Origin of the sequence: Pseudomonas sp. N40(2020) (genome assembly GCF_014472415.1) — a bacterium.
Taxonomy (GTDB): Bacteria; Pseudomonadota; Gammaproteobacteria; order Pseudomonadales; family Pseudomonadaceae; genus Aquipseudomonas.
On sequence record NZ_JACSZV010000034.1, the window covers coordinates 1 to 26,061 of the forward strand.

23 protein-coding genes are annotated in these 26,061 nt (G+C 56.6%); 3 read left to right on the top strand and 20 right to left on the bottom strand.

Features of this window, described 5'->3' with window-relative positions:
• Positions 1-60: 60 nt before the first annotated feature.
• The 3 genes from minE to minC form a co-directional block, all read right to left on the bottom strand.
• Positions 61-315: a cell division topological specificity factor MinE gene (minE, locus tag IAI51_RS20205; protein WP_003223146.1), complete on the bottom strand. Its 255-nt coding sequence runs from the start codon at positions 313-315 to the stop codon at positions 61-63.
• Positions 315-1,127 carry a septum site-determining protein MinD gene (minD, locus tag IAI51_RS20210; RefSeq protein ID WP_187680056.1) on the bottom strand — a complete coding sequence of 271 codons (813 nt, stop codon included), beginning with the start codon at positions 1,125-1,127 and terminating at the stop codon, positions 315-317. The genes minE and minD overlap by 1 nt, the downstream gene beginning before the upstream one ends.
• A 169-nt stretch (positions 1,128-1,296) precedes the next feature.
• Complete coding sequence (gene minC, locus IAI51_RS20215; RefSeq protein ID WP_038367080.1) at positions 1,297-2,034, bottom strand: septum site-determining protein MinC; 738 nt, start codon at positions 2,032-2,034, stop codon at positions 1,297-1,299.
• A gap of 117 nt (positions 2,035-2,151) precedes the next feature.
• On the opposite strand from minC, the gene IAI51_RS20220 reads away from it, so the two are divergent.
• Positions 2,152-3,084 carry a lipid A biosynthesis lauroyl acyltransferase gene (locus IAI51_RS20220; RefSeq protein WP_187680057.1) on the top strand — a complete coding sequence of 311 codons (933 nt, stop codon included), beginning with the start codon at positions 2,152-2,154 and terminating at the stop codon, positions 3,082-3,084.
• 32 nt (positions 3,085-3,116) lie between these two features.
• The gene (locus tag IAI51_RS20225) at positions 3,117-4,277 is read left to right on the top strand and encodes a patatin-like phospholipase family protein (RefSeq protein WP_187680058.1); all 1,161 of its coding nucleotides are present in this window, start codon (positions 3,117-3,119) and stop codon (positions 4,275-4,277) included.
• A 134-nt stretch (positions 4,278-4,411) separates the two neighbouring features.
• Here the strand turns inward: IAI51_RS20225 and IAI51_RS20230 are convergent, their stop codons facing one another.
• From IAI51_RS20230 to puuE, 8 genes are all read right to left on the bottom strand, one after another.
• Positions 4,412-5,197, bottom strand: a complete 786-nt coding sequence (locus tag IAI51_RS20230) for an outer membrane protein OmpK (RefSeq protein ID WP_007913962.1) — start codon at positions 5,195-5,197, stop codon at positions 4,412-4,414.
• Between the two features lie 373 nt (positions 5,198-5,570).
• Positions 5,571-6,356, bottom strand: a complete 786-nt coding sequence (locus IAI51_RS20235; RefSeq protein ID WP_187680059.1) for an outer membrane protein OmpK — start codon at positions 6,354-6,356, stop codon at positions 5,571-5,573.
• A 172-nt stretch (positions 6,357-6,528) separates the two neighbouring features.
• Entirely contained in the window at positions 6,529-7,887 is a 1,359-nt protein-coding gene (locus IAI51_RS20240) for a nucleobase:cation symporter-2 family protein (RefSeq protein WP_187680060.1), read from the bottom strand.
• A gap of 168 nt (positions 7,888-8,055) precedes the next feature.
• The gene (locus tag IAI51_RS20245; RefSeq protein ID WP_187680061.1) at positions 8,056-9,369 is read right to left on the bottom strand and encodes a urate hydroxylase PuuD; all 1,314 of its coding nucleotides are present in this window, start codon (positions 9,367-9,369) and stop codon (positions 8,056-8,058) included.
• A gap of 51 nt (positions 9,370-9,420) precedes the next feature.
• The gene (locus IAI51_RS20250) at positions 9,421-9,924 is read right to left on the bottom strand and encodes an ureidoglycolate lyase (RefSeq protein ID WP_187680062.1); all 504 of its coding nucleotides are present in this window, start codon (positions 9,922-9,924) and stop codon (positions 9,421-9,423) included.
• A gap of 134 nt (positions 9,925-10,058) precedes the next feature.
• Positions 10,059-11,054, bottom strand: a complete 996-nt coding sequence (gene alc / locus IAI51_RS20255; RefSeq protein ID WP_187680063.1) for an allantoicase — start codon at positions 11,052-11,054, stop codon at positions 10,059-10,061.
• Between the two features lie 88 nt (positions 11,055-11,142).
• Positions 11,143-11,658: a 2-oxo-4-hydroxy-4-carboxy-5-ureidoimidazoline decarboxylase gene (gene uraD, locus IAI51_RS20260; protein WP_187680064.1), complete on the bottom strand. Its 516-nt coding sequence runs from the start codon at positions 11,656-11,658 to the stop codon at positions 11,143-11,145.
• On the bottom strand, positions 11,655-12,581 hold the full coding sequence (gene puuE, locus IAI51_RS20265) for an allantoinase PuuE (protein ID WP_187680065.1): 927 nt from the start codon (positions 12,579-12,581) through the stop codon (positions 11,655-11,657). Before puuE ends, uraD begins: the two co-directional genes overlap by 4 nt.
• 432 nt (positions 12,582-13,013) lie before the next feature.
• Between puuE and uraH the strand changes: the two genes are divergently transcribed.
• A complete protein-coding gene (uraH, locus tag IAI51_RS20270; protein WP_187680066.1) occupies positions 13,014-13,367 on the top strand; it encodes a hydroxyisourate hydrolase in 354 nt (117 codons plus the stop codon).
• Between the two features lie 139 nt (positions 13,368-13,506).
• Here uraH and IAI51_RS20275 read toward each other — a convergent pair whose 3' ends face one another.
• From IAI51_RS20275 to IAI51_RS20315, 9 genes are all read right to left on the bottom strand, one after another.
• Positions 13,507-13,932, bottom strand: a complete 426-nt coding sequence (locus tag IAI51_RS20275; protein ID WP_187680067.1) for a hypothetical protein — start codon at positions 13,930-13,932, stop codon at positions 13,507-13,509.
• The gene (locus IAI51_RS20280) at positions 13,923-15,212 is read right to left on the bottom strand and encodes a hypothetical protein (RefSeq protein ID WP_187680068.1); all 1,290 of its coding nucleotides are present in this window, start codon (positions 15,210-15,212) and stop codon (positions 13,923-13,925) included. The genes IAI51_RS20275 and IAI51_RS20280 overlap by 10 nt, the downstream gene beginning before the upstream one ends.
• Before the next feature lie 348 nt (positions 15,213-15,560).
• The gene (locus IAI51_RS20285) at positions 15,561-15,770 is read right to left on the bottom strand and encodes a hypothetical protein (RefSeq protein WP_187680069.1); all 210 of its coding nucleotides are present in this window, start codon (positions 15,768-15,770) and stop codon (positions 15,561-15,563) included.
• Positions 15,767-16,198, bottom strand: coding sequence for a hypothetical protein (locus IAI51_RS20290; RefSeq protein WP_187680070.1), 432 nt, complete (start codon positions 16,196-16,198; stop codon positions 15,767-15,769). Before IAI51_RS20290 ends, IAI51_RS20285 begins: the two co-directional genes overlap by 4 nt.
• A 44-nt stretch (positions 16,199-16,242) precedes the next feature.
• Positions 16,243-17,910, bottom strand: coding sequence for a hypothetical protein (locus IAI51_RS20295; RefSeq protein WP_187680071.1), 1,668 nt, complete (start codon positions 17,908-17,910; stop codon positions 16,243-16,245).
• Between the two features lie 286 nt (positions 17,911-18,196).
• Complete coding sequence (locus tag IAI51_RS20300; RefSeq protein WP_187680072.1) at positions 18,197-19,894, bottom strand: hypothetical protein; 1,698 nt, start codon at positions 19,892-19,894, stop codon at positions 18,197-18,199.
• A 266-nt stretch (positions 19,895-20,160) separates the two neighbouring features.
• A complete protein-coding gene (locus tag IAI51_RS20305; RefSeq protein ID WP_187680073.1) occupies positions 20,161-23,694 on the bottom strand; it encodes a calcium-binding protein in 3,534 nt (1,177 codons plus the stop codon).
• A gap of 231 nt (positions 23,695-23,925) precedes the next feature.
• Entirely contained in the window at positions 23,926-24,555 is a 630-nt protein-coding gene (locus IAI51_RS20310) for a LysE family translocator (protein WP_187680074.1), read from the bottom strand.
• 90 nt (positions 24,556-24,645) lie between these two features.
• Positions 24,646-25,995, bottom strand: a complete 1,350-nt coding sequence (locus IAI51_RS20315) for an NCS2 family permease (RefSeq protein WP_187680075.1) — start codon at positions 25,993-25,995, stop codon at positions 24,646-24,648.
• Between the last annotated feature and the right edge of the window lie 66 nt (positions 25,996-26,061).

Below are 26,061 nucleotides of genomic sequence, written 5' to 3' on the forward strand. Positions count from 1 at the left end.
GCTCAGGGCCATTCCGGTATGGGAATGGCCCTGAGCCGCCGTCGTTCCTGCCGTATCGACTCAGCGATCAGGCAGGGTGATGTTGAGTTCCAGAATCGAGCAACTGCCCTGGCTTTCCAGTGCAACATGTACGTCGTCGTTGCCGATGTTGACGTACTTGCGGATCACGTCGACCAGTTCCTTCTGCAAGGCTGGCAAGTAATCCGGCGTGCTGCGCTGGCCGCGCTCATGCGCCACGATGATCTGTAGACGCTCTTTCGCTACCGAGGCGGTACTTGGCTTTTTGTTGGCACGAAAGAAGTCAAAAAGGTTCATTACCTACCTCCAAACAGGCGCTCGAAGAATCCCTTCTTCTCGACATCGAGGAAACGGTGGGCTTTTTCTTTGCCCAGCAAGCGGTCGACGGTATCGCTGTACGCCTGACCGGCATCGCTCTGATCGTCGAGAATGACCGGTACGCCCTGGTTGGATGCCTTGAGCACCGCCTGGGATTCCGGGATCACGCCCAGCAGCGTTACCGAGAGGATATCCTTGACGTCTTCAACGCCAAGCATCTCGCCCTTTTCAACACGCTCTGGATGGTAGCGGGTGATCAGCAGGTGTTCCTTGATCGGGTCTTCGCCACGTTCGGCGCGACGCGATTTGCTCGCCAGCAGGCCGAGCATGCGGTCCGAATCTCGTACCGAGGACACTTCCGGGTTGGTCACGACGATCGCTTCGTCAGCGAAGTACATGGCCAGGTGCGCGCCTTTTTCGATGCCCGCCGGGGAGTCGCAGACCACGAACTCGAATTGTTCCTTGAGCTCCATCAGGACTTTTTCCACGCCTTCGACAGTCAGCGCGTCTTTGTCGCGGGTCTGACTGGCGGCCAGTACGTAGAGGTTTTCCAGACGCTTGTCTTTGATCAGAGCCTGTTGCAGGTTGGCTTCGCCGTTGACCACGTTGACGAAGTCATACACCACGCGGCGCTCGCAACCCATGATCAGGTCAAGGTTACGCAAGCCCACGTCGAAGTCGACGATTACTGTTTTGTGGCCGCGCAGAGCGAGGCCGGTACCGATAGCGGCGCTGGTGGTGGTCTTACCCACACCACCCTTGCCGGATGTAACCACGAGAATCTTGGCCAAGGTGTTTCACCCCTAAGGAAGAAGGACTTTTTAGCCCCTGAAAAACATCTCTTGAAAACTACTGCAGTCGGACAGCCTTGGCTGGAATTCGGCTTTTGGCCTTTTTCCTACTTCGTTTGAGCCGTTTTCGCTACGTTTTAGAGATGCTTGGAAAATGCGGCAGTATCCGTTAAAGCCGAATGATGTTCAACACGTCGCCCGACAGGCTGACCTGTACGCCCGAGCCCCACATCGGATCGCGACGCAAGTCTTCGGAAACCTTGTAGTGGCCTGCGATGGAGATCAGTTCAGCGCTCAATTGCTGACAAAAAATCCGCGCCTTGGTGTCGCCCTTGACCCCGGCCAGCGCACGACCGCGCATCGGGCCGTATACATGGATGTTGCCATCGGCAAGAAGTTCCGCCCCCGGACTGACCGAGGACACCACGACCAGATCGCCACCCTGGGCATATATCTGTTGGCCACCACGCACTGGCGTAGTGATGACACGGGTCGGTTTGATGGTCGGCTCCGGCGGCTTTTCCGGTTTCTTTTTGACTTCGGCTTCCGGGGTTTCCAACGGTCGTTCACGGGCGCCGGATGGCGGCAGCACCGGAATGTCGATGGCGATGGCGGCGGCGATGTCTTCGATACGGCTGGCGCGAATCGCCAGGGTGCGCAGGCCATGCTGGCGGCACACGCGCATCAGGCCCGGCAGATCGACCGCGCCTTCGCTCGGTGGCAGTTTGTCCAGCGCCAGAACCAGCGGCGCGTTGCTGAAGAAGTTCGGCGCCTGGGCGACTTTGGCGGCCAATTGCCGATCGAGGCTTTCGAGGTCGTTACGGGCCAGTTCCAGCACAGTGATGGCCAGCATGCTGCCCTTGAGCTGGAATACGGGATCTTGGTCTAACGGTTCGGTTTGGCTCATGTCGGCATACAACGGCTTGTCACTAAAAGTGCCGAGACTTATAACGAGAACGCCCGCGAGCCGCAAGCCGGGTCGAACGATGTAGAATGCGCGGCCACTGTATTTACGGAAGCTTTAATGGATCGCCCGCGTTTTCGAAAAGCATTTCTTGCTCCACGCTTCTGGCCGCTCTGGTGCGGGCTGGGGCTTTTGTGGCTGATCGTGCAATTGCCGTATCCGGCGTTGCTGACCATCGGTCGATTTTTGGGCGCCTTGATGTATCGCGTGGCCGGCGACCGGCGGCGCATCGCCAAGCGCAATCTTGAACTGTGCTTCCCGGAAAAATCCGCCGCCGAGCGCAAACGCCTGCTCAAGGCAAACTTCGCCTCTACCGGTATCGCCTTTTTTGAAATGGCGATGAGCTGGTGGTGGTCCCGTGAGCGCCTGGCGAAACTGGCCCACGTCGAAGGTCTGGAGCATCTGCAAAAGGCCCAGCGTGAAGGCAAAGGTGTGATTCTGATGGCCGCGCATTTCACCACGCTGGAAATCGGCGCGGCGCTGCTCGGTCAGCAGCACACCATCGACGGCATGTACCGCGAACACAAGAATCCATTGTTCGACTTCGTCCAGCGTCGTGGTCGCGAGCGGCACAACCTCGATTCGCTGGCGGTGGAGCGCGATGACGTGCGTGGCATGCTCAAGCTGCTGCGTTCAGGTCGGGCGATCTGGTACGCACCGGATCAGGACTACGGCGCCAAGCAAAGCATCTTCGTGCCGCTGTTCGGCATTCAGGCCGCGACCGTGACCGCGACCACCAAATTCGCCCGGTTGGGTAAAGCGCTGGTGGTGCCGTTCACTCAGGAGCGTCTGGCGGACGGCAGCGGTTATCGCCTGACGATTCACCCGCCGCTGGAAGACTTCCCCGGCGAGACCGAAGAGGCCGACTGCATCCGCATCAACCAGTGGGTCGAGAGCGCATTGCGTGCCTGCCCCGAGCAATACCTGTGGGCGCATCGCCGCTTCAAAAGCCGTCCGCCGGGCGAGCCGAAGCTGTACGCCAAACGCGGTTGAACCAATCCCTATAAGCACCATGGAGTGTTGCGATGAGCCCAGCTGAACCGGTCACAGGTTTGATTCTTTCCGGCGGCGGGGCTCGGGCGGCGTATCAGGTGGGGGTGCTGGCGGCGATTGCCGAGTTGCTGCCGTTGGGCGCCGACAATCCGTTTCCGGTGATCGTCGGCACCTCGGCCGGGGCGATCAACGCGGTCAGTCTGGCCAGTGGTGCCACGGACTTTCGTGCTGCCATCGAACGCCTGACCCTGTTCTGGCAGGGCTTTCGCAGCCACCGCGTGCTGCGCAGCGACTGGCCGGGCGTGATCCACCAGGCCAGCCGCTTCGTCAGCCACAGCTTGCTTGGCCTCGGTCGCCAGCTGCCGGTGGCGCTGCTCAACAGTTCGCCACTGCGCGACCTGCTCAATGAAAAACTGCACATGCCCGGCATCGCCGAATCCATCGCGCGCAAGCAATTGCATGCGGTGGCGGTGACCGCGTTCGGCTACGAGTCGGGGCAGGCGGTGACGTTCTATCAGGGTGGCGGCAAGATTGATGCGTGGTTGCGCCATCGACGCATCGGTGTGCCGACGCAATTGTCGGTGGAGCATCTGCTGGCGAGTTCGGCAATTCCGCTGTTGTTCGCTCCGGTGAAAATCGGTGAGGAATATTTCGGCGACGGCGCGGTGCGGCAATCGGCGCCGATCAGCCCGGCGTTGCACCTGGGTGCCAGTCGCGTGCTGGTGGTGGGCGTCAGCGGCAACCCGCGCGGGTTCGATCCCGAGCAGCCACTGGAGCGCACCTACACCGGTCAACAGCCGACGCTGGCGCAGATCGGCGGGCACATGCTCAACAGCACGTTCATTGACAGCCTGGAGGGCGATATCGAGCTGCTTCAGCGTCTCAACCAGTTCAGCCATCTGATGCCCGAAGGTACGCCGACTCGCGAGTTGGGTGTGGCGCCGGTGGAGGTGTTGGTGATTTCGCCGAGTCAGCCAATCGATGAGATCGCGGCGCGACATCGGCAGGAATTGCCGGCGGCGTTGCGCTTGTTCTTGCGTGGGCCGGGGGCGACCAAGACCAGTGGGGCCGGGGTGTTGAGTTATCTGCTGTTCGAGGCGGGGTATTGCAGCGAGTTGATCGATCTGGGGCGGCGCGATGCGTTGGCCAAGCGTGAGGAGCTGTGCCGGTTTTTAGGATTGCGGCAGGAGTGAGATCTGCGGTGAGGCCTTCGCGAGCAGGCTCGCTCCCACAGGGATTTGTGTCGTTCACAAAACCAATGTGGGAGCGAGCCTGCTCGCGAAGCTTTTAGAGCGAAAGATCGCAGCCTGCGATCTTTTGATCTTTATCAGAAGTGGAACTTCACCAGGAAGCTCGTGGTGCTCTGATTGGTCTTGAACGCACCGGTATCGTCGATCCCGTACTTGTCTTTCCAGTAGTCGTATTCAACACCGACATACAACTGCTTCTCGCCGAAACTCAGCGCCTTGCCCAGGTCGTATTTGACCTGTGGGTTGAAGTGCAGGTTGGCGTGGTAATCGCCCTTGGAGTTGGAGTCGTTGTCGGTCACCCAGTCCATGAAGCCGTCGATGAGGATGTCCGACTTGCCGACCGGGATGGTGTAGGACCAGACCGGGGTAATCTGCCAGACGTTGTCACCGGCGCGTGCACCTTGGGTGTGGCGCTGGTAGAAGTTCAACTGGAAGTAGTCGAAGCCCGGGATGGCCAGGTCGAAGCCCGGACCGATCAGGTACGACTCGGTGTCGCCTTCGCCGAACTCGTAGGTCATCGCCACCAGAACGTCTTTGATCGGGCCGAACTCGATCTTCTGGTCGAGCACTTTGCCCAGCGAGATGCGCGGGCTGAACTCACCGTAGTAGGTGTTCGGGCCGTTGCTGAAGTCCTTGCCACCGTTGTAGAAGATCTTGTCGAGGAAGAAGAAGTTATCCCCGTACTTCCACGCATCGGCGTGCTCGAAGGTGACGGTCTGCTGGATGCGCGGGTTGACCTGGAAATCCTTGCCATAGAGGTAAGTCAGGCTGTTGTTCTGCCATTGCAGCAGGCCTTCGGCCATGGCCTGCCCCCCGGCCAACATCGATCCCGCGAGCATCAGGCTGGTGCACATACGTTTCATTCGGTTGCTCCCAAAGTAGGTGTTCCACGTTTATTTTTTTAAGATCGGCGCTCTGGTGTGGCGCCTTTTTTCGTTGCTGCAAAAGTCATCCGATCGGTCAGCTTCGCTATCGATAGCAAGAGCTGGGCCAACGCTTTCAGAAAGCAAAAAAACGCCCGTTCGGCTGCTGAAAAACAGTCGATTGAGCGTGTTTTCGGGATGCCTCGGTACTGGCCGGGGCCGGGATAAGTTGGCTTTTCGGTCAGGAATTAAATCCGGGCTTTTTTTTAGACCGAATTCAAGAGGCCGCGGAGAATACTGACTCCTTGGCCAGCTCTCAAGTGCCCCGCAACAGAGCACCGACGACAGGTATGGGGCACGGTTGCGGGTCATCTTAGAAGTGCACCTTCACCAGCAGGCTGGCGGTGTTCTGATTGGTGTCGAGGTTGCGGCTGTTTTCGACCCCGTATTTATTTTTCCAATAGCTGTACTCGGTGCCGACGTACAACTGCTTATGACTCCAGCCAAGGGCTTTGCCGAGGTCATATTTGATCTGCGGATTGATGTGCAGGTTGGCGTGGTAGGTGCCGCGCGAGTTCTCGTCGTTGTCGACAACCCAGTCCAGATAGCCGTCGATCAGCAGATCGGAATTGCCCTCGGGAATGCTGTAGGACCAGCCGGGGGTGATCTGCCAGACGCCATCGCCGGGACGCGGGCCCTCGGTCTGGCGACGGAAGATGTTCAGGGTGACGTAGTTGAAGCCGGGCACTTTGAGGTCAAAGCCTGGGCCGATCAGATAGGCCTCGCTTTCACCTTCGCCGTACTCGTAGGTCATCGCCAGCAAGACGTCCTTGATCGGGCCGAACTCGATTTTCTGATCGAAGATCTTGCCGAACGAAAAACGCGGAGTGAATTCGCCGTAGAAGGTGTGCGGGCCTTTGTTGCGGTCTTCCTGACCGTTGTAGAAGATTTTGTCGACGAACAGGAAGTTGTCGCCGTACTTCCACTTGTCAGCATGTTCGAACGTCACCGTTTGCTGAATCGACGGGTTGATCGCGAAATTCTTGCCGTACAGATAGCTCAGGCTGTTGGTCTGCCACAGCAATAAATCGCCGGCCATGGCTTGGGATGCGGCCAGCAGGCAGCCGCTCAACAGCAGGTTGGTTTGCGTGCGAATCATCTGTTGCTCCCTCTTGTTTTTATTTTTCAGGCGCAGAGTTGCTTTCCCTGTGGGAGCGAGCCTGCTCCGGGCGGCGTTCCGACGAAAGCGGTGTATCAGTCAACGAGAGTGTTGAAGCTGATGACGTCTTCGCGAGCAGTCTCGCTCCCACAAGGGGCTATCGGTGTTGCTGTTAATGCGGGTGCGCGTGGCAGTCGTTGATCGCTGCGCGCTCTTTGCCGCCAAGAATGTTGAACAACAGGTTCAGCGTCAGCGCACTGAGCGTGGCCATGGCGATACCGCTGTGGGTGATCGGGCTCATCCACAGCGGCAGGTGGGCGAAGAACTCCGGACGCACCACCGGGATCAGGCCCATGCCGATGCTCACTGCCACCAGCAACTGATTGCGACGATCACCGATGTCGGCTTCTTGCAGGATCTTGATCCCGGTTGCCGCGACCATGCCGAACATCGCAATCGCCGCACCACCCAATACGGCCGGTGGAATCGAGGCCACGAGAAAGGCCGCTTTCGGTAGCAGGCTGAGCATGATGAGCAAGCCGCCGGCGACGATGGTCACCGAGCGGCAGCGCACGCCGGTCATCTGCACCAGGCCGATGTTCTGCGCGAACGAAGAGTGGGTGAAGGTGTTGAAGAACCCGGCAACGAACGACGCGCCGGCATCGCACAGCAAGCCGCGACGCAGCATGCGCGGGCAGACTTCCTGGCCGGTGATCTTGCCCAGCGCCAAGAACATCCCGGTGGACTCGACGAAGATGATCACCACCACCAGGCACATCGACAGGATCGGTGCGAGTTCGAATTTCGGCATGCCGAAGTGCAGCGGTGTAACAAACTGAATCCACGGCGCGTTGGCCATGCCGCTCAAGTCGACCATGCCGATCGCCCCGCACAGCAGGTAGCCGAAGCACATGCCGATCAACACGGAGATATTGACCCAGAAACCGCGCATGAAGCGGTGGATCAGCAAAATGGTGCCCAACACCAGTGCGGCGATGGCCAGATAAATCGGTGAGCCGAATTGCGCAGCGGCGGCACCGCCACCGGCCCAATTCACGGCCACGGGGAGCAGCGACAAACCGATCGAGGTGATCACCGTGCCGGTCACCAGCGGCGGGAAGAAGCGCACGACTTTGGACATGAACGGCGCGATGATCATGCCGAAGAAACCGGCGGCGATCGTTGCACCGAAGATCCCTTGCAGACCGATACCGGGCATCCCGGCCATGGCGACCATGCTGCCCACAGCGGCAAAACTGGCGCCCATCATCACCGGCATGCGAATGCCCATCGGGCCGATGCCCATCGACTGCACGATGGTGGCGATGCCGGCGACCAGCAGGTCGGCGTTGATCAGGAAGGCGATTTCTTCACGACTCAGGCCAGCGGCCTGTCCGATGATCAACGGCACCGCGATGGCACCGCCGTACATCAGCAGAACATGTTGCAAACCGACCAGGATCAGTTGCAAAAGGGGCAAACGCTGAATGGCGGGTGCGTCGGGGATGCGCGCTTTGGACAGCTCGGACATGCAACACCTCGGATCTTTTTTATTCTTGTGATTGAACAGCTGCCGGGTTGCTCACAGCTGTTTTTTTGCATCAGGTAAACCGCGCTGCGGCTAATCGCTGGCAAGCCAGCTCCCACAGGATTCAGGTAGTCCCTGTGGGAGCTGGCTTGCCAGCGATGCTTTTACTGCTTAGTTGGTCTGGGCTCCCTGGGCGATCCAGGCACCGATCAGGTCACGTTCCTGCTGGGTCATCTGTGTGATGTTGCCCAGTGGCATGATCTGTGTGGTGATGGCTTGCGCCTGGATCCGCGCCGCGTTCTGGCGGATCTGCTCAGGGGTGTCGAGCATCACGCCGGCCGGGGCGGCGCTGAACAACGGGCTGGTTGGTTTGGCCGAGTGGCACACCGTGCAACGTTCCTGGATCACGTTGTGCACCTTGTCGAAACCGGGGCCGGCGTTGGACGCCTGTGCCGGTGCCGCAGCAGGGGCGGCAGGTGCTGCCGGTTGCGCTGCTTCAGCCGGTTTCGCGCCACCACCCAGTGCCGTTTCCGGCAGCGGTTGGTACTCGATTTTCGCTGGTGCGTTGGCCACTTCCGGAGCTGTCGACATCGGCGTTGGGCCGGTGACGTAAGCCAGGCTGATCATCCCGACCGCTGCGACAGGCAGCGTCCAGGCAAACTTGTGGCTGTCATGACGGGTGTTGAAGTAGTGACGCACCAACACTGCAAACACTGCGATCCCGGCGAGGATCAACCAGTTGTACTGGCTGCCGTAAGTGCTCGGGAAGTGGTTGCTGATCATGATGAACAGCACCGGCAGGGTGAAGTAGTTGTTGTGACGCGAACGCAGCAAGCCTTTGGCTGGCAGCGCCGGATCGGGCGTGCGGTTCTCGGCAATCGCCGCCACCAGTGCGCGCTGCGCCGGCATGATGATGCGGAACACGTTGCCGACCATGATGGTGCCGATGATCGCGCCGACATGCAGGTACGCACCACGACCGCTGAACACCTTGCTGAAGCCATATGCCGCGCCGATGATCAGCACGAACAGGATGAAACCGAGCAGGGCAGGGCGTTTGCCCAGAGCGGAGTCGCACAGGAAGGAGTAGATGAACCAGCCGAGGAACAGCGAGCCGATACCGATGGCCACGCCTTCAGGGCCGCTCAGCGTGCTGCCCGGAGCCAGCAGGTAAAGCGTCGGGTTGTAGTAGAACACCACGCACAGCAGCGCGATCCCCGACATCCAGGTGAAATAGGCTTCCCATTTGAACCAGTGCAGGTTCTCCGGCATTGCCGGCGGGGCCAGTTTGTATTTTTCCAGGTGGTAGATACCGCCGCCGTGGATCGCCCACAGATCACCGGCCAGACCGGTTTTCGGGTTGACGCGGTTGAGGTTGTTCTCCAGCCAGACGAAGTAGAACGACGCGCCGATCCAGGCCACGCCAGTGATCATGTGAACCCAGCGCACGCTCAGGTTCAGCCATTCCAACAGATGTGCTTCCACAGTCTTTACCTCTCGCCTGTCACCCTTGTTGTCGGGTGATCAGACCTTCTCTTATTGGTGGGGGGCGAGGATCAAACGCTCATCCTCTTTGAAAAAATGCTCATCGCAGTTATTGCCTGTGCCACTGCGATCAACCACCAGGAAGTCATCCCGCTTTTCGATCGTCAGCACCGGGTGGTGCCAAACGCCGCGATGGTAATTGATGCCCTGCCTGCCGTTGGTGACGAAGGCGCGGACCAAGCCTGATACAGGTTCATCGCCAAGTGGCGCGACCACGATCAGAAAGGGGTTGCCGAGCAGCGGAATGAAAGCCTGGCTGCCCAGCGGATGGCGTTCCAGCATGCAAACGGTCAGCGGCATGTCCTGCGCGTCGGCGCGGAAGATGCTGATGATCGCGTTGTCCTCAGGCGTAGCGGTTTCGACCGTCGCCAGTTTGTGGAAGCGCATGGTCGAACCGTTGTTGATCATGAAGTGATCGCTGCTGTCGGTTTCGATTACGTCACCGAAAGGGGCGAAGGCTTCTTTGGTCAGCGGTTCAATCGTCAGTGTGCGCATGCTGTTCTTCTTGTCTTCAAATGTATGTTCAATTCACTGCAATCCCTGTAGGAGCTGGCGAAGCCTGCGATCTTTTGATCTTGAAAAACAAAGTCAAAAGATCGCAGCCTGCGGCAGCTCCTACAGTCTCAGCATTACTTCGCGACCTTGCCGAGAACGCGCAAACGGCTCACACCACCATCCGGGAACACGTTCAGACGGATGTGGGTGATCGGGCCCAGAGCCTTGATCTGCTCGGCGAAGGTGTGTTCGGCGTGCATTTCCAGTTTCTGTGCCGGCAGCAGTTCGCGCCAGAACAGCGACTGGGTTTCGATCTGGCTGTCGGTGCCGCCCTTGACGAACGCGCCCTGGATCGAGCAAGTGTCCGGGTAGTTGCCTTTGAAGTGCAGGGTGTCGACGACGATTTTTTCGATCTCGCCCGGGTGGCCCAGCGCGACGATTACCCAGTCATTGCCTGGCGTGCGACGACGTGCTGTTTCCCAGCCGTCGCCCATGTTGATACCACGGCCCGGGTTGAGGATGTTGCTCATGCGGCCGAAGTGTTCGTCGGAGCAGGCGAGGGCGCGGCCACCGTTAAGGGCTGCTGCCAGGTCGATTTGCTCGTTGTCGCCAACGGCCGACCAGTCACGATGCGGCACACCGTACACGCGCAGACGGGCAACACCACCGTCCGGGTAGATGTTGAAGCGCAGGTGGCTGAACGCTTTGTCGTTGCTGATTTCGTGGTAGTGGTGGCTGTTGCCTTGCAGCTCGACGGCCGACAGCACTTCAGTCCACTGAGTGTTTTCATCAGGCTCGCCCGACGCCAGGAAGCACGCTTCCAGAGAGGCCGATGGCGGGTAGTTGCCGGTGAAGAATGAAGTGTCGATGTCCACGCCTTTGATCGAACCCGGTACGCCCAGGCGGATCACTGCGCTGTCGAAGCCTTCGAAGCGCTTGCGGCGCGATTCCCAGCCGTCCATCCACTTGCCGTTGTCATCGAACACGCCCTCCTTCCATACGGCCGGGGTCGGTTGGAACAGACGATTGGCGTCTGCGAACCAGTCATCGGTGACCGAGAGGATTTTGGTGCCCAGACGGGCATCGGCCAGGTTGACGAACTTCTCGAAAGGTACGGCGTAAGCTTTCATTCTTCTTGTCTGCCTTTAAATAAGTGGCTGGGGATGCTTGCAAGACCCTGGGTGCTCTCCGCGTCTGATGCACTCGGGTCAGGCTTCGCTAAAGAGTCAGTAAACGGAACAGGGCGATCTTGTTGATCTCCGCCAGCGCGCATTTGAATTCGGTGTCGACCGAGTTGTGAATGCGCGTTTCGAACGCCGCGAGGATCTGATGCCGGTTGCTGCCTTTTACCGCCATGATGAAGGGAAACTTGAACTTGGCTTTGTAGGCGTCGTTCAGCTCGGTGAAGCGAGAAAACTCTTCGGCCGTGCATTGGTGAATCCCCGCGCCCGACTGTTCTTCAGTACTGGCCGCGGTAAGCTGGCCCTGGACGGCGGCTTTGCCGGCCAGGTCCGGGTGAGCGTTGATCAGGGCAAGCTGGCTTGCGTGATCGGCGCTCAACAGGATGTCGCTCATGCGCTGGTGCAGGGTTTCGATCTCGTCGATCGAGGCATCTGCGCCCAGGTCGTAGGCCTTCTCGGCCACCCATGGCGAATGTTCGTAGATGTCGGCGAAGGCTTTGACGAAGGCGTCGCGGCTCAGGGTCGACGGTTGCAGGGTTTGAAAGCGGCTCATTGGGCGGCCCCTTGGTACGGGTGGGTTTCGTGCCAGTGACGCGCGATGTCGACGCGACGGCTGAACCACACCTGTTCATGACTTTTGGCGTATTCGATAAAGCGCTTGAGCGAAGCGAGGCGACCCGGACGGCCGATCAGGCGGCAGTGCAGACCGATCGACAGCATCTTCGGTGCTTCTGCGCCTTCGGCGTAAAGCACGTCGAACGCATCTTTGAGGTATTCGAAGAAGTCGTCACCCTTGTTGAAACCCTGCACCTGAGTGAAGCGCATGTCGTTGGTGTCGAGGGTGTAAGGGATCACCAGATGTGGCTTGCCGGTCGGGTTGTTCGGTTCCCAGTAGGGCAGGTCGTCGTCATAGGTGTCGCAGTCGTAAAGGAATCCACCTTCTTCCATCACCAGGCGACGGGTGTTCGGGCCGGTGCGGCCGGTGTACCAGCCCAGTGGGCGCTCGCCGGTCAGTTCGGTGAGGATGCGGATCGCTTCGAGCATATGCTCGCGTTCCTGCGCTTCGTCCATGTATTGGTAGTCGATCCAGCGGTAGCCGTGGCTGCAGATCTCGTGACCGGCGTCGACCATTGCACGGATCACATCCGGGTGACGCTGGGCGGCCATGGCCACGGCGAAGATGGTCAGCGGAATGTCGAATTCCTTGAACAGTTTCAGAATCCGCCAGACGCCGGCACGGCTGCCATACTCGTAAAGCGATTCCATGCTCATGTTGCGCGCGCCTTGCAGCGGCTGGGCAGCGACCATTTCAGAGAGGAAGGCTTCGGATTCTTTGTCGCCGTGCAAAATGTTGCGTTCGCCGCCTTCTTCGTAATTGAGTACGAAGGACAGGGCGATGCGGGCATTGCCCGGCCAGTGTGGGTGAGGAGGGTTACTGCCGTAACCGATCAGGTCGCGTGGGTAGTCAGCGCTCACTGCAGTCTTCCTTCTTATTCGTTGACAGATATTACGTGGCGGCCTGGCGGTGAGGTTGCAGGCTGGCGTCACAGCGATGGGCTGATTGTATACAACTTTATTCTCAATTTGTAAGCCTGATTTTTTGCATTTTTCACCGACTGTCATCTTTTACTGCTATCGGCGTGAACCTGCAAGAAACCTGCCTGACCAGTCAGCTAATGGATAGGAGGTTCAATGATCAGGCGCTGCGCTGGCAGATACGCTGTAAACGCCCGGATGGCGGGGGTGGTGTGAAAAATGTCGTTTTTATTGTGTACAATTTTTTTGGAAAGTGTCTTAATCAATCGCTCGCCGCAGCTTTTCGTGCATCGAAAGGGTGCGGTCTCCTTTTCAACTGACTTCGGGAGGCGCGAAGTCTGACTGCTCTTTGCGGCCAGGCGCGCAGAATCAATGGGACGTTTGACAACACACGTTTTGGACGCTGCACACGGTTGCCCGGGCAGCTCGATCAAGGTCGAGCTGTACCGCGTTGAAGGTTCGCACCTGGAATTGATCGCCAGCGCGATGACCAACAGTGACGGCCGGGTCGATGCGCCGCTGCTGCAAGGCGATGATTACCGTACCGGGGTTTATCAGGTGCAGTTCCATGCCGGCGATTACTACCGAGCCCGTGGGGTGCAACTGCCGGAGCCGGCATTTCTGGATGTGGTCGTGCTGCGCTTCGGCATCTCTGCCGAACAGGATCACTACCACGTACCCCTGCTGATTTCGCCTTACAGCTATTCCACGTACCGGGGCAGCTGACCCCAAGCAACTGCCCCTACCGGGAAGCGACTGCGCATATAGCTTCTTTGGTCTTTCGCCCGCTCACACTGCGGGCTTTTTTTTGCCAAATGTCAGACGGTTTACGATGGCTATCCACAAGCAGTAGCGGGTGAGTGTTTCAGGCGTCTCTGATGATGATCAGGTGGTCTGACCCGGACGGCTGCCTTTGTATGTCGCCCAGTAAATAGACGACTTTATTCTCTGCGAGGTGTTTTTTAAGTAGATCCATGTCGTGAGATGGATGTTTGTTGAGCAACACTCTTTTTTTAATCCAGTTTTTCCAATATTGTCTCAAAGCGCTGTCGTCATAGCTCCTTTGGGATATCAAAAGGAATACCTGATCAAAGCCCTTTTGCTGAATCATCAAACCATCCGACTGAAACCTGTGAAAGGTAGACGAAACCTGGTAACCGTCATGTTCCAGAACGCGCTTGAACAACTCTCGAAATGTTCCCCTGGTGTAGTCACTGGAAAGCCACTCTTTGGGAACACGTTGCAGGTCAAACTCAATTCGTTGTACTTCTTGCGAAGTGACTAGTGGCATTGTATGGAGTTACCTGTGTTTTTCGGCACCGGTGGCAGAAACATCAATGGGTCGATCAAATCATGTCGGATGGTTTTCTGATTCTCCATATTCATGGGCCGTTTTGCCCAGTATTGGACCGTTGCAAACAAGTCATTAAGTCCGTAACCGTTCATTTCCTCGGAATGATTGGCTCGATTGAACATGGCGCGTGCGACGTTGTTCACCGAATGCTCCGCCATGTAGGGGAAGGCATCGGCAACGTACTGAGTGATGGTTTTTTTAAACGGGAGACCGTCCACGATTTCCCATTTGAGTTCTTTGTCTGCTAACCACCATCGTTTTATTTTAACCGCGCCTCTGGGTTGCAACTCCGGGGTCATACGCAATATCTGTTCGAAAGCGTCGAAGCGTTCGGCAGAGAGGTGTGGATGTTTGATAAAAACCAGAGCGTTATCGGCGTACGCTGCCTGAGTGACTATCGGGTAGTGTTTGCCGTCGATCTCGATGGAATCGCCGGTTTGTGGTTTCGTAGCGTTGCCCCAGGTAATCCAGTCTCCGGTAGGTAGAACCGCGAGAGGTGGATCAATACTGTCCGGGTCTGTATCCAGACGCGGTCGTTTGCTGGGGCCCGCTGTCGGCTCATCGATGGCTGGCCGTCGATTATCCGGTCGCACATTGTCCTCGGCCTTGCGGCGCCAGAGCTTTGTCCCCGTTATTTGTTCAACCACAGCGCCGGACGGTGTCAGCTCCCCGGCAAACGTTTCCTGATAGTGGCCGTCGGTATTCTTGCGCACCATGACGGTGCCTTCTGCCATATCGACATAACTTTTCTTGTGCTTGTCATATCGCACACCATCGACTGTGCTTTGTGCACTTGTCAGCAGAGTTGCCAGATGAGCGGGGAGAATGACCGACGCAGGTGGCGGTGCCGCTGTCACGGCAGGTTGTGGTTGGTTTCCCGGCTGTGGAATGCGCGAATACCAGTCTGCTTCGACTCGCCAGCGTGGCTGGCCATCGATTTTTTTCAATAACGGTGGTGTCACACCTGGAGCGGCGGGCCAGGGGATCTGATAGTCGCCAGTGGCATTGATCTCTGCGCGGTAATAGCCGCCTTCTTCCAGGTGGGCGTAAAGGTCACCGTTTGGGCTGAGGTACAGCCCGTCGACGGATTCATGGGGCCGTAGCAGATGATTCTGCAAGGCCGGCCATGAGATCTCTCTGAGATTGGTATTGAGATCGGTGATTACCGGATCGGTAATACGGGTTATCACAATACGTGACGCCGTGTCGTCGTTCACGAGGGCTCGATCACTGATGGACAGGTGCGGATCGGAGGTGTCCGTGTTCAAACGGGGGATCGGTGTTTGAACTTGTACGGGCCTGGGGGGTATGGATATATCGGAGGCATGGTTTCCTGATATTGGCTTGGGTGGTTTGATCATTGATGTTGTCTCTGATTGTCTGTTGTTTATTTGATTAATCACGGGCATTTATTGAATTGACCCTGTGATATTTTCGAAGTGATCAATTTTCACTGGGCAATAATTGACCGACACGGCGATAAATCGCCATGGCTTGTTACGCACTGGATAAATTAATCGTGACTGTTGTGAATGCTCTTTGTTGTGGGTTTTACTGCATGCAAGTCAACCCTCCCGGACAATAAAAAGCGTCGTCAGGTACTGTGCTTGTTTTTGAATTCCACCCAGTAAGTAAACGACCTTTTTTTCATCGATATACGTGGCCAGTTTTTTTTGTGAATCACCAATGCGGATCTGCAGTGCAGATTCGCTAAAGTTGGATGCTGGCAATGCGTTGCGTTGTATCTGTTGACCGATAACTGGCGGGAAAGTCATAACAAATATGCTGTTGATTTTTCCCGGTGAAACAACAGCGTATTTTCACCCATGAGAGCAGACGCTTCGTTGATGATGTAACCGTTTTGCGCCAATACAGCGCTGAACAAACTCCGCTGGTCGGGTGTAGCAGGCAACACTGCATGATCAATCCACTGCTGGGCAAATTGCCCGGGATCGAAATCCAGACGTTGCAAACCCTCACCCAGCGAAGAGGGAATGGTCAGCAACAGTTCGGTACCTCTCGGTTTTTCAAGTGTGCGTAACATCGTCAGTGGATCAGCCAGTTCCCGTCGTTGAACCGGGTGATTTTTCCTGTCGGACCAGAAGCGAAAGGTCTGATTCAAGACGGCCAGGCCATGACCGTTGATGATCTCGGATCGGTTCGCCTGATTGAACATGGCTCGGGCAAGCGTGTTTTTGGCCATTCAAGTCATTCTCGATAATGATGATTGTCGGTTGTGCATGGATCTCACCCCTCTCTGACGATGAACAGAAATGTCTGTTGGTCGGAGACTATTTGGGTGCCGCCTACGAGATAGACGACCTTGCCGGGCTCGAGCATGTGCTTCCATTTCGATTTCCCTATCGTGGCCCTGAGTGCCGGAGTATTCATTTCCTCGCCTGGATCAATCGGGCGTTGCACCTTTCCGTCCAGGGAGCTGGGGCGGATTCGCAGTACGAATACAACGTCCAGATTGCGGCGTTGAAACAGCAGAGCATCCTCGCTGAACATTCGGCTGGTGCGATCCACCTCATAACCGTTGCGCTGCAGAATTTCGCTGAACACACTGCGCAGGCTGGAGCCGGGGGTGTCCATGGCCTCGCGCCATAGCTGATGAAACATCTGTGTATCAAAGTCGATGCGTTCCAGAGCCTTTGCAAAGGGCGAAGGCAGCAACAGTGTCTGGCTGAGCAGACGGGAGCCGGTTTGTGTGGGCAGGACGGGCAGCATCATCAACGGGTCAGCCAGTTCGCGGCGCGAGGCGGCGGCAAGGGTCCTGTGTTCCCAGTGATAGAAAGTGTCAAACAGCACGCGCAGTCCCTCACCGTTGATGACTTCGCTTTGATTGGCCTCGTTGAACACTGCTCGGGCGATTGCGTCCGAGGAGTGTTCGGACAAATACATAAAGGATCTGTTTACAGTCTGAGCCAGCGAACGCTCGAACGATGGAAGTTCCACCACCGTCCATGTGTCATCTTTTTTCACGGCCCACTTCGGTTGCAGCGATGGATCGTTGGTCAGCATTCGCTCGAACGCGTCGTATCGACTCGGGGTAAATAGTGGGTTTTCCAGGTACACCAAGGTCGTGTCGGCCGTCACGCGTTGCGGCACGATCACAAAGTGCTGACCATCAACTTCTATGGAGTCGTGCCATTCAGGCTTGAAGGTTTTCCCCCAGTGCCTCCAATGCCCGGCGGAGCCAGCCTGCGTGAGTGGTCGAGCACCAGACAATTGATCGGTTAACGGCTGCGTGCCACTTTGCTCAGTCTCGTCTGCCAGGCGCGGGCGTTTGCCACGGTCGGACGGCGGTTCGTCCAATACCACGGCAGGTCTTTCATGAGCCGTTGGCGAAATTTCTTGCGGCGGATTAGGCTCCGGCGTTTTTACCCTCCACCGTTTATTACCCGGTATCTGCTCGACCTGCGCGCCAAGCGCGTGCCGGTCGTGAGCAGACGCTTGCTGATAGTTGCCATCCGGTTGTTGGCGTACCAGGAAGGTGGCTCCGTCTTCCATATCCACATACGTTGCTCCCCGCTTGTCGTGACGAATTCCGTCCGGGGTCTGTTGGGCACTTGTCAGCCACGCTGCCTGTTCGGCTGGCAAGGGTAGGGGGGATTTCCGGCCAAGTGGTGCTTCAACTGTCGTTTGACGATCAGCCTCTGCCCTGAGGCTCGGCGGGTGTGCTGCTTCGGGGCGCCACAGGGGGCGTCCCTCGATCTGTTTCAAGAACGGGCCCGGCTCCCCCAGACCTGGCGGCCAGAACACCTGATAGCGCCCATTCGGGTGGCGTACGACTTGAAGATAACCTTCGCCTGCCACATGAGCATACGTGCCGCCTTCCGGGCTCTGAAAAAGACCGTTGTCGGTTGCGCGCAACAGGTGGGATTTATCAGCCGGCCAGGTAATAGCGTTCATATTGACCTCCAACAACCTGGCGACCGAGTCCGGGAGTGTGCTGACCGTTATAGGCGGCGGCCGCTCAGCACCGCCGGGTGCAATATCTCCTGAAGCATCAGGCGTGCGAACCCAGGCAGGTACCGCAGACCCGGAGGGCTCTACGAGCAAACGGTTGCCCGACGACTGATCCGATACCGATCTCGTCGCGGTCGGCACGGAATCAACTGAGGTTGCTGCGGGTATTTTCTTGGGTGGTTTCGCCATCCCTGGTGCTCCATTCGTCTATTGATTTTTTTGTAGGCCGTCACCCCTCTCTCACCATAAAAAGAGTCGGTTTTCCCTGGTCAGTCTGTTGCGTGCCACCCATCAAATAGATGACCTGGTTCTGTGCCATATGAAGGTCCAAGGTCCGCTGTGTCGTGACACTCAGTCTTGACTGGAACACCGAACTGGAAATTTCGGCACCTGGCAGCGTGGGGCGAGGAATCGAGCTTCCGACGATACGCGGCAGCTTCAACACGAACACGGCAGCGATGCCTTCGCGGTGAAAGATCAGCGCCCCTTCTTGCAGAGCGCGTGTGGATGGATTGACGCTGTAACCGTTGTCTTGCAGAAGCGTGGTGAATAACGCGCGCAAGTTGGCAGGTGTAGGGGCGGCTGCGTACGTATCCCATGGCCCGGAAAATTTTTGCGGATCAAAGTCGAGACGCACAAATGGCACCGAGGAGGAAGAGGGCAGTGAAAGGATACCGCCGGGATACAGTTTGTCGGGACGAGTGGGCAGCGTGGGCAGCAGCATCAATGGGTCCAGAAGACCTCGAGTTGTCGGTGCTTCGTTGTTGACGCGATCTGTCCAGTGTCTAAACGTCAGCACCATCATCGATAGCGCGTGGTTGTCTACCGCTCTGGATTGCGTGCTGTGATCAAACACGGCTCGTGCGATGGCACTCTGAGAATGATCGGACAAATATTTGAAGGCACCGGCAACGTACTGCGTCATCGGCATTTCAAAGGGGGGATGGTTTTCCAGTACGTTCCATTGGCCATTGCGCTTGAGCGCCCATTTCGGTTGACGTGAAGAATCTTCGCGCAGCATGTGTTCAAACGCGTCATAGCCGCCTTCAGGTGCAAATCCAGGATGTTGCAAATAGACCAGGCCCGTATCGGGTTGCCGTTCTCGGGACACGATCTGGTAGTAAGCCCCGCCTATTTCTATCGAATCGCCTGTTTCTGGTCGGGTCACTTTTGCCCAGTTGCGCCACTGGCCCGAGGACAGATCCAGTACGCCCGCCTGCCGGGAAAACAGGGTTTGCATGAGTGTGTCGGCATCTGTCGATACGTTGTCGGTCTGTTCCGGACGCGACCGTTTGCTCGGGCCGGGCGTCGCTTCAGCTGTTTCGACAGGTGAAGAATCAGGGGCCGGCTGTGGACGTTTCGCGGTCGCGGTTACGGGCTCTATTCGCCGCCAGAGTCGGGTTCCGGGGATCTGTTCGATCAGGTCTCCGGACGGGCTCAATTCACCGGCATGGGTCTGTTGAAAACTGCCGTCCGGGTTCCTGCGTACCATCACGGTTCCGCCGTCCATTTCGACATAGGTTTTTTTGTGTTTGTCGTACCGTATGCCTTCTGCCGAGCTTTCAGCACTGGTCAGCAGGGCTGCCAGTTCCGGATCAATGAATTGGGGAGGTTGTGGACTGGCACCGCGAGGCACATCGATAGCGCTCGCCTGATGTGTCGCCGAATCGGGTGATGGACCCAGACCCGCACGGCGCGTAGGTGAATGCTGTTGAACATCGAGCATTTGGCTCACGATAACGCTTGGGCGTTGGCCGATTGCCTCGGGCATGACGGTTGCTGTAGAGGATCCGGGTGTCGAATCACTGCCAGCAATTTCTCCCGCGTCCAGGCGAAGGGCGCCAGGTGCGTCGGGCAATGCTCTTGGTGTGCTTACCGAGGGATCGACTGACGTTGAGCCTGCAATTTTCTTGGGTGGTTTAGCCATTGAATTACTCCGATGCAGCGCGCCTTCCATGAAGTTCAATGGGCGCGCCAAAATGATCTGACGAACTCGCGCGACGACGGCTTTTGCAATCGCATGGCGAGTATCAAGAGGCTTATGGTGCGCAAGCGGGGGACATGGCGTGCGGTATATATGTATGGCTTCGTAGACAAGTAATGCGAGGCGTTACGGGGGTATTGGGAGGAGCGACAAGGGAAGCGTGGAAACCCTCACCGCTGGCGCGCTGAGGGTTTGAGTTGTTTTCGGTGTTATGCGGGAGGCACCTGGATCAGCGTCGGTGTTTTGAACATGTCGGGCAATTGATGGCTGCAACGGTTCAGGATTTGCAATTCCGAAGACTCGATGACTCGAGACTTGTCGCTATCCAGTATCCATCGGCGTGTCGGCATGCTGTAGCGCAGTGTTCCAGTTCTATCGTCGGTGAGGACGACGTATCTGACTCTCAGTAACTTGTCTGCGATCAATGAGAATTCGTCAGGCAGCGCCACTTGCGGGTCGGAAGGCTCATCAAAAAATCTGGCATCAAGACCGTCCAGATAAATCCTGTCGAAGGAAAGGTCGACCGTGTGAACAACGCCCTTTGCGGTGATAACACGTACTTGGTCGATGAGGTCTTCGCTCTCGTAAATCGGCAGATGAATAGTGCATGTACCGATCTGTAATTGGTTGTTTTCGAGTTTTATCTCGACCTTGCCGAGGTCGGTAGCGTCTAGATCCCAGGTCGAGGCAAACGGCAAGCGGATCTCGGAGGTGGCGAGTGCTCCCGGCGTTCCCAGACGAATACTCATGTTGGCTGCCAGGTGAATCAGGTAATTGGAACCTTGGCCTGCCAGACTTTCTATCGCGGTCTGGTTCGGGTAGGAGGTGAGCTTGGCGCAGGCGTATTTGTCTGAATCAAGGCCAGGGACTTCATTCTCCGGTAGTTCATAAATGACCTCGCCGGTATGAAACTTCAACGGAAGTGAGATTGGTGTCGTCCATTTCGTGAGGGTGTAGACAGCATACTTTTGGTCAGTCGGCGCCGTTTCGGTTTCTTTAGGAAGAACCGCATTGATTGACAGCCCGTCCTTGAAGACGAGCATCAGTTTATAGTTCAGGTAGATGGCCATTGTTCTCAGGATTTTTAAGATATTCATGGGGTCATCGCCCCCCCTCGCATATGCAAGGTTTTTGACAGTCAATGACTTCTCACCCATGTAATAGGTCAAGTCACATGCAATCATCAAATCCTCGGTGACTTCTGCCAGTCGTGCCGAAAAGTGCGCTTCTACTTTTGTCAATTCATCGCTTGTGTAGTCCAGGAAGAGTTTGGTAATGCCGTCGGTGCGTTTTGCTGAGTGGATTGTGGTGTGCTTCGACGTTCTAGGGATGAAATAACTGATGTCATTGTTATGTTTGATGATGCATTCAGAATCGTAGAGAATAACCGCTCTTTCCGGTTTGCCATAAAGTGTAACGTCAAGCTGGATGGTGGCGGGGTCATCGGATTCGAGGGTGTCAGGCAAATCGGGGAACAAGTGAAAACCATCTTTGGTAATAAAGGTCAGTTTGTTGTTTTTTAGCTGATGTTTATTGTCGATTGTTTCGTAAACATCTTTTATCGTCAGTACGTTTCTTGGTCTGTGGTAGTAGTCGAATTTTGATGTGATGACCAGTGCATTCTCTTCGATGACGACACTTTCGATTTGGTCCTTTCTCCAACTCAACGCGATGAAACTGTCCTGCTCCCCGTCCTCCGTGATCTCGATGCGGCCATCGACATGGGCGATTACATACCCGTCGGCGCCCGCTTCACCTGACGCTGACGCACCCTCATGGAGCAAGTAGATCTGGTCGTCACCGCCCCGCGCTTTAATCGTGTCCTTGCCGCGCGACTTGATGATATTAGAGTCATCCGTACCGTAAACACTGCTTGTCGCACCCGTTACGGTTTCAACATTCTCGATACTCTCCAACAAACTGTGGTACGTATATTTTTTTCCATCCTCAGCATTCGTATCGGGGCTGACGACATAGAGATTTTCTTCCTGTAAGTCGACGTCGTAGCCAAAGGGTTCTGTGTCCGAGTTGTAATACTTCCCGCCCAGCACCAAGGTGTCGTTGCCTTCGCCACCTGTCAGCTTCGAATAGTTTACGACTGCCAATTTTTGCTTGATCAGATCCGCTGCGCCCTCGAAGACAAACCGATCGTCTTTCAAACCTCCGGTGAGATTTTTTTTCCCTGCCCCGTAATGAAAGGCGTTCGGTTTCTGTTCCACACCCTTTATCGAGTCCTTGCCGTCGCCAATGAACCACAGAACACCTTTGTTTTCGCCCGCGGTTCCCAGTTGCGCGCCGGGCGTCTTGTCAGTTACGCCGTCGCGAGCATCGATCGTGTCGTCCAGCCCTTTGACTCGAGGAACATTTACAGTTTCCCATCCGTCCTGTTTAGTCCACCAGTTACGAGTCCATTTCCGGGTCGGTATGAGCTCCACGTCGAACGATCCGTTAACGACAGCCTCGGTGGTGTCCTTCAATTCAACGTCCAGCAATCTCCTCGCGTTCTTTTCGAATTGCTTTGTATGTTCGACCCGGGTTTTGGCAATCAGGTAGCGATCCTGAACACTGGCTTCAGGATCCTGCATGCAGAACGCGAGCATGCCTGTGCGCCAACGTTCATCGAGGCTGAGTTCGATGTAGTCATCGATGTCATCCACGACTCGCACCGCGCCGTAAACCTGCGATCCGATTGCCAGGAGCGCCCCGGCGACTAGTCCAACGGGGCCAGCCAACGAAAAACCGGCCATTGCTGCCGCGCCGAGTAGCACAGTCATGGCGGCGCTGGTAATACTCAAACCGGCGCTGACGTAATGGTCCATGGCCTCTTTGCCGGTTGCCTTTTCAGCGGCGTTGAAAGATCGGACTGCGGTGTAAAGATCGAAAGGCAGTGTCAGCGCGCCACCGATCAAACCACCGGAACGGCCCAGCCTTACCGCGAACCGGGTTTTGGCGAAATCCTTATAGGCGCTTTGCCCGGCCGTGAGCATTTGTGTGGCCATTTTAGTCACTGCTATATCGACAGCAATGGAACCAAGTTCTGTGACGATGCCGCCGGTATTGATTACCACCTCAACGGTATTGTTTTTTCTGATGGCATCGATAATGCCGCGGATACCCATGAAGATTCCGAAGCCTTGAATTCCGACACTTGATCCGACCATGGAATAGCTTTTGACCATTGCAACTGCACGAGAGTTACTCTTCGGCAGGTTGATATGCTGGATGTTGAGTTGTTGTGCCGAGTCTAAAAGCTTGCTCAGCTTCTTGAAGTATCCGTCCGGATCACTCTCGCCCTTGATGTCATCTTTCATCATGGGAGGAGCGGTTAACGGGCGCCGGCTGGCAATTTCAAACAGCAGGGTTGGCAGGAGATAACTATCCGTCCCGGTCGATAGCTTTATATGCTTGTCTATGTCGGCTGAACTGAGTTGCAAGGTGTTGATGAAAGATTGGCTTGGCACACGAAAAAAAGTGTTCTGACCATTCAAACGTTGACCACCAATTGTTGCTCCCAATGCGTCGAGCGCGACTCGCGTTACTAAAGTAGAGTCAATCTTGATCGGGCCGAACAGATCATCGACCATTTTCAGCTGACCTGTACTGGTTTTTCCAGGGTTGGTGCCCGTGTCGATGTCGCTCTTTAAATCGAAGGTCGAGTCGTTGCGTTCATTGGCGTAAAAACCAATATCGGTAATTACAACAGCGTCAGTTTGTATAACGGCATCTTGAATCAGTGTGGCCATGTGAACATCCTTGTCCAGGCAGGTTTTGATTGGGGGAGTGATGTTAGTGATGTGTTGTATGTACTGTATATCGGCGGGTTGTTGCGATGTATTGCAGTTTTTGCATGTAATGGCTGGTGACTTGATTGCTGAGTGGAAAATAATAATTAAGGAATGTAACCACCCTGAATTTGATGTGAGTATTCAGGGTGGGGGCTCATAAACGATAAGACCGGATCTCGTTTAAATTAATTAGTGGCTACTGAGCAATGAAACAGCGCCTGCACCACCAAACAAACCGGCACTGATCCGATTGAACCAACTTTGCCCCTTGCCGCTGCGCAGATAGCGCGCTGCGCCATGGGCGCCAAGCCCGTAAGCCAGCTTGCACAGCAGATCCAATACCGTCCAGGTCGCTATCATGATCAGCAACTGGGGCAGGAACGATTGTTCGGCGCTGAGGAACTGCGGCAGGAAAGCAGCGAAGAACAGGATGTCTTTAGGGTTGCTTGCACCAAGTACGAAAGCTCGCCCGAATAGCGCACGGAAACGTGGCACGGGCGCCGCTTGCGGCACTTCGGCGCCGGTCGATGGTTGACGCGATTGCTGCCAGCTCTGCCAGGCAAGGTAGAACAGGTACAGCGCGCCGACGATTTTCAGAGCACTGAACAATTGTTCCGAAGCCAGGAGCAGGGCGCCCAGACCCAGCGCAGATGCACTGAGCAAACAGATCGAGGCAATCACGCCGCCGAGAAACGCCGGGTAAGAGCGGCGCAAACCGTAATTCAGACTGTTGCTGATCATCAACAACGACAGTGGCCCGGGAATCAGGATCACCACCAATGCAGCACCGCTGAACAGCAGCCAGGTTTCCAGACTCATCACTTTCCTCCATTTTTTGTTGGTATCGAGAATGTGCAAAAGCCCCACCCGCAGGGGTGAGGCTGTTGTGAAGCTTGAACCGCGAGACGCTTACAAGAAGATGAACTTGGCGATGAAGATCGCGCAGAGCACCCACAGGCTGACGGAAATCTCTTTGTACTTACCAGTGCCGGCCTTCAATGCCACATAGGTGATGAAGCCCAGCGCGATGCCGTCGGCGACAGAGAAGGTCAGCGGCATCATGATCGCGGTGACGATCGCCGGAATGCTGTCGGTCGCTTCGTCCCATTCGATATGGGCCATGCCGCCCATCATCAGCATTGCGACGTAGATCAATGCACCGGCGGTGGCGTAAGCGGGAATCATGCCGGCCAGCGGTGCGAAAAACATTGCCGCTATAAATAGCACACCTACGGTGACTGCGGTAAGACCAGTCCGACCACCAGCGGCCACGCCGGCAGCACTTTCTACATAACTGGTGACGGGCGGAACACCGACCACGGCGCCGAACACGCTGGAAGCACTGTCGGCTTTCATGGCACGGGAAAGGTTTTCGATCCGCCCGTCAACGCCGACCAGATTGGCGCGCTGGGCAACTCCCATCAGGGTGCCGGCGGTGTCGAACATGTGCACGAAGAGGAAGGCGAGCACGACGCTGATCATGCTGATGTTGAACACACCCGCGACGTTCATGGCCATCCAGGTCGGTGCCAGGCTCGGCGGGGCGGACATGATGCCCTCGTAGTGCACCAGGCCCAGACCCCAACCGGCCAGGGTCACGGTGATGATGCTGATGAGGATCGCGCCGAATACGCGGTGGTAGCTGAGGATCGCGATCATCAGGAAGCAGATGGCGGCGAGGAGCGGGCCGGGTTCACGCAGAGAACCGAGTTTGATCAAAGTAGCTGGGCTGTCGACGACGATACCGGCGGTTTTCAGACCGATCAAGCCGAGGAACAGGCCGACACCCGCGCCCATCGCATAACGCAGGCTGACGGGAATGCTGTTGAGCAGCCATTCGCGAATCCGCGAAAAGGTCAGGATCATGAACAGCACACCGGACACGAACACCGCACCGAGGGCGGTTTCCCAGTTGTAGCCCATGGTACCGACCACGGTGTAAGTGAAGAACGCGTTCAGGCCCATGCCCGGCGCCAGACCCACCGGCCAGTTGGCGTACAGGCCCATCAACAGACAGCCCAGCGCAGCGGCGATACAGGTGGCGACGAAGGCTGCACCGTGATCGATCCCGGCATCGGCCATGATGTTCGGGTTGACGAAGATGATGTAGGCCATGGTGATGAAGGTTGTCAGACCGGCAATCAGCTCGGTCTTCACCGTGGTGCCATGCAAGCTGAGTTTAAACAGGCGCTCAAGCAAGCCAGTGCGTAACGGCGGCGAGAGATCCAGCGTCGATGCTTCGGATTTGCGGCTTTCCACAGCGAGTACTCCTCAAGAGTTTTATTGTTATTTCCAGGGCCGGACCCATGAGGGGTGGCAGCGGCC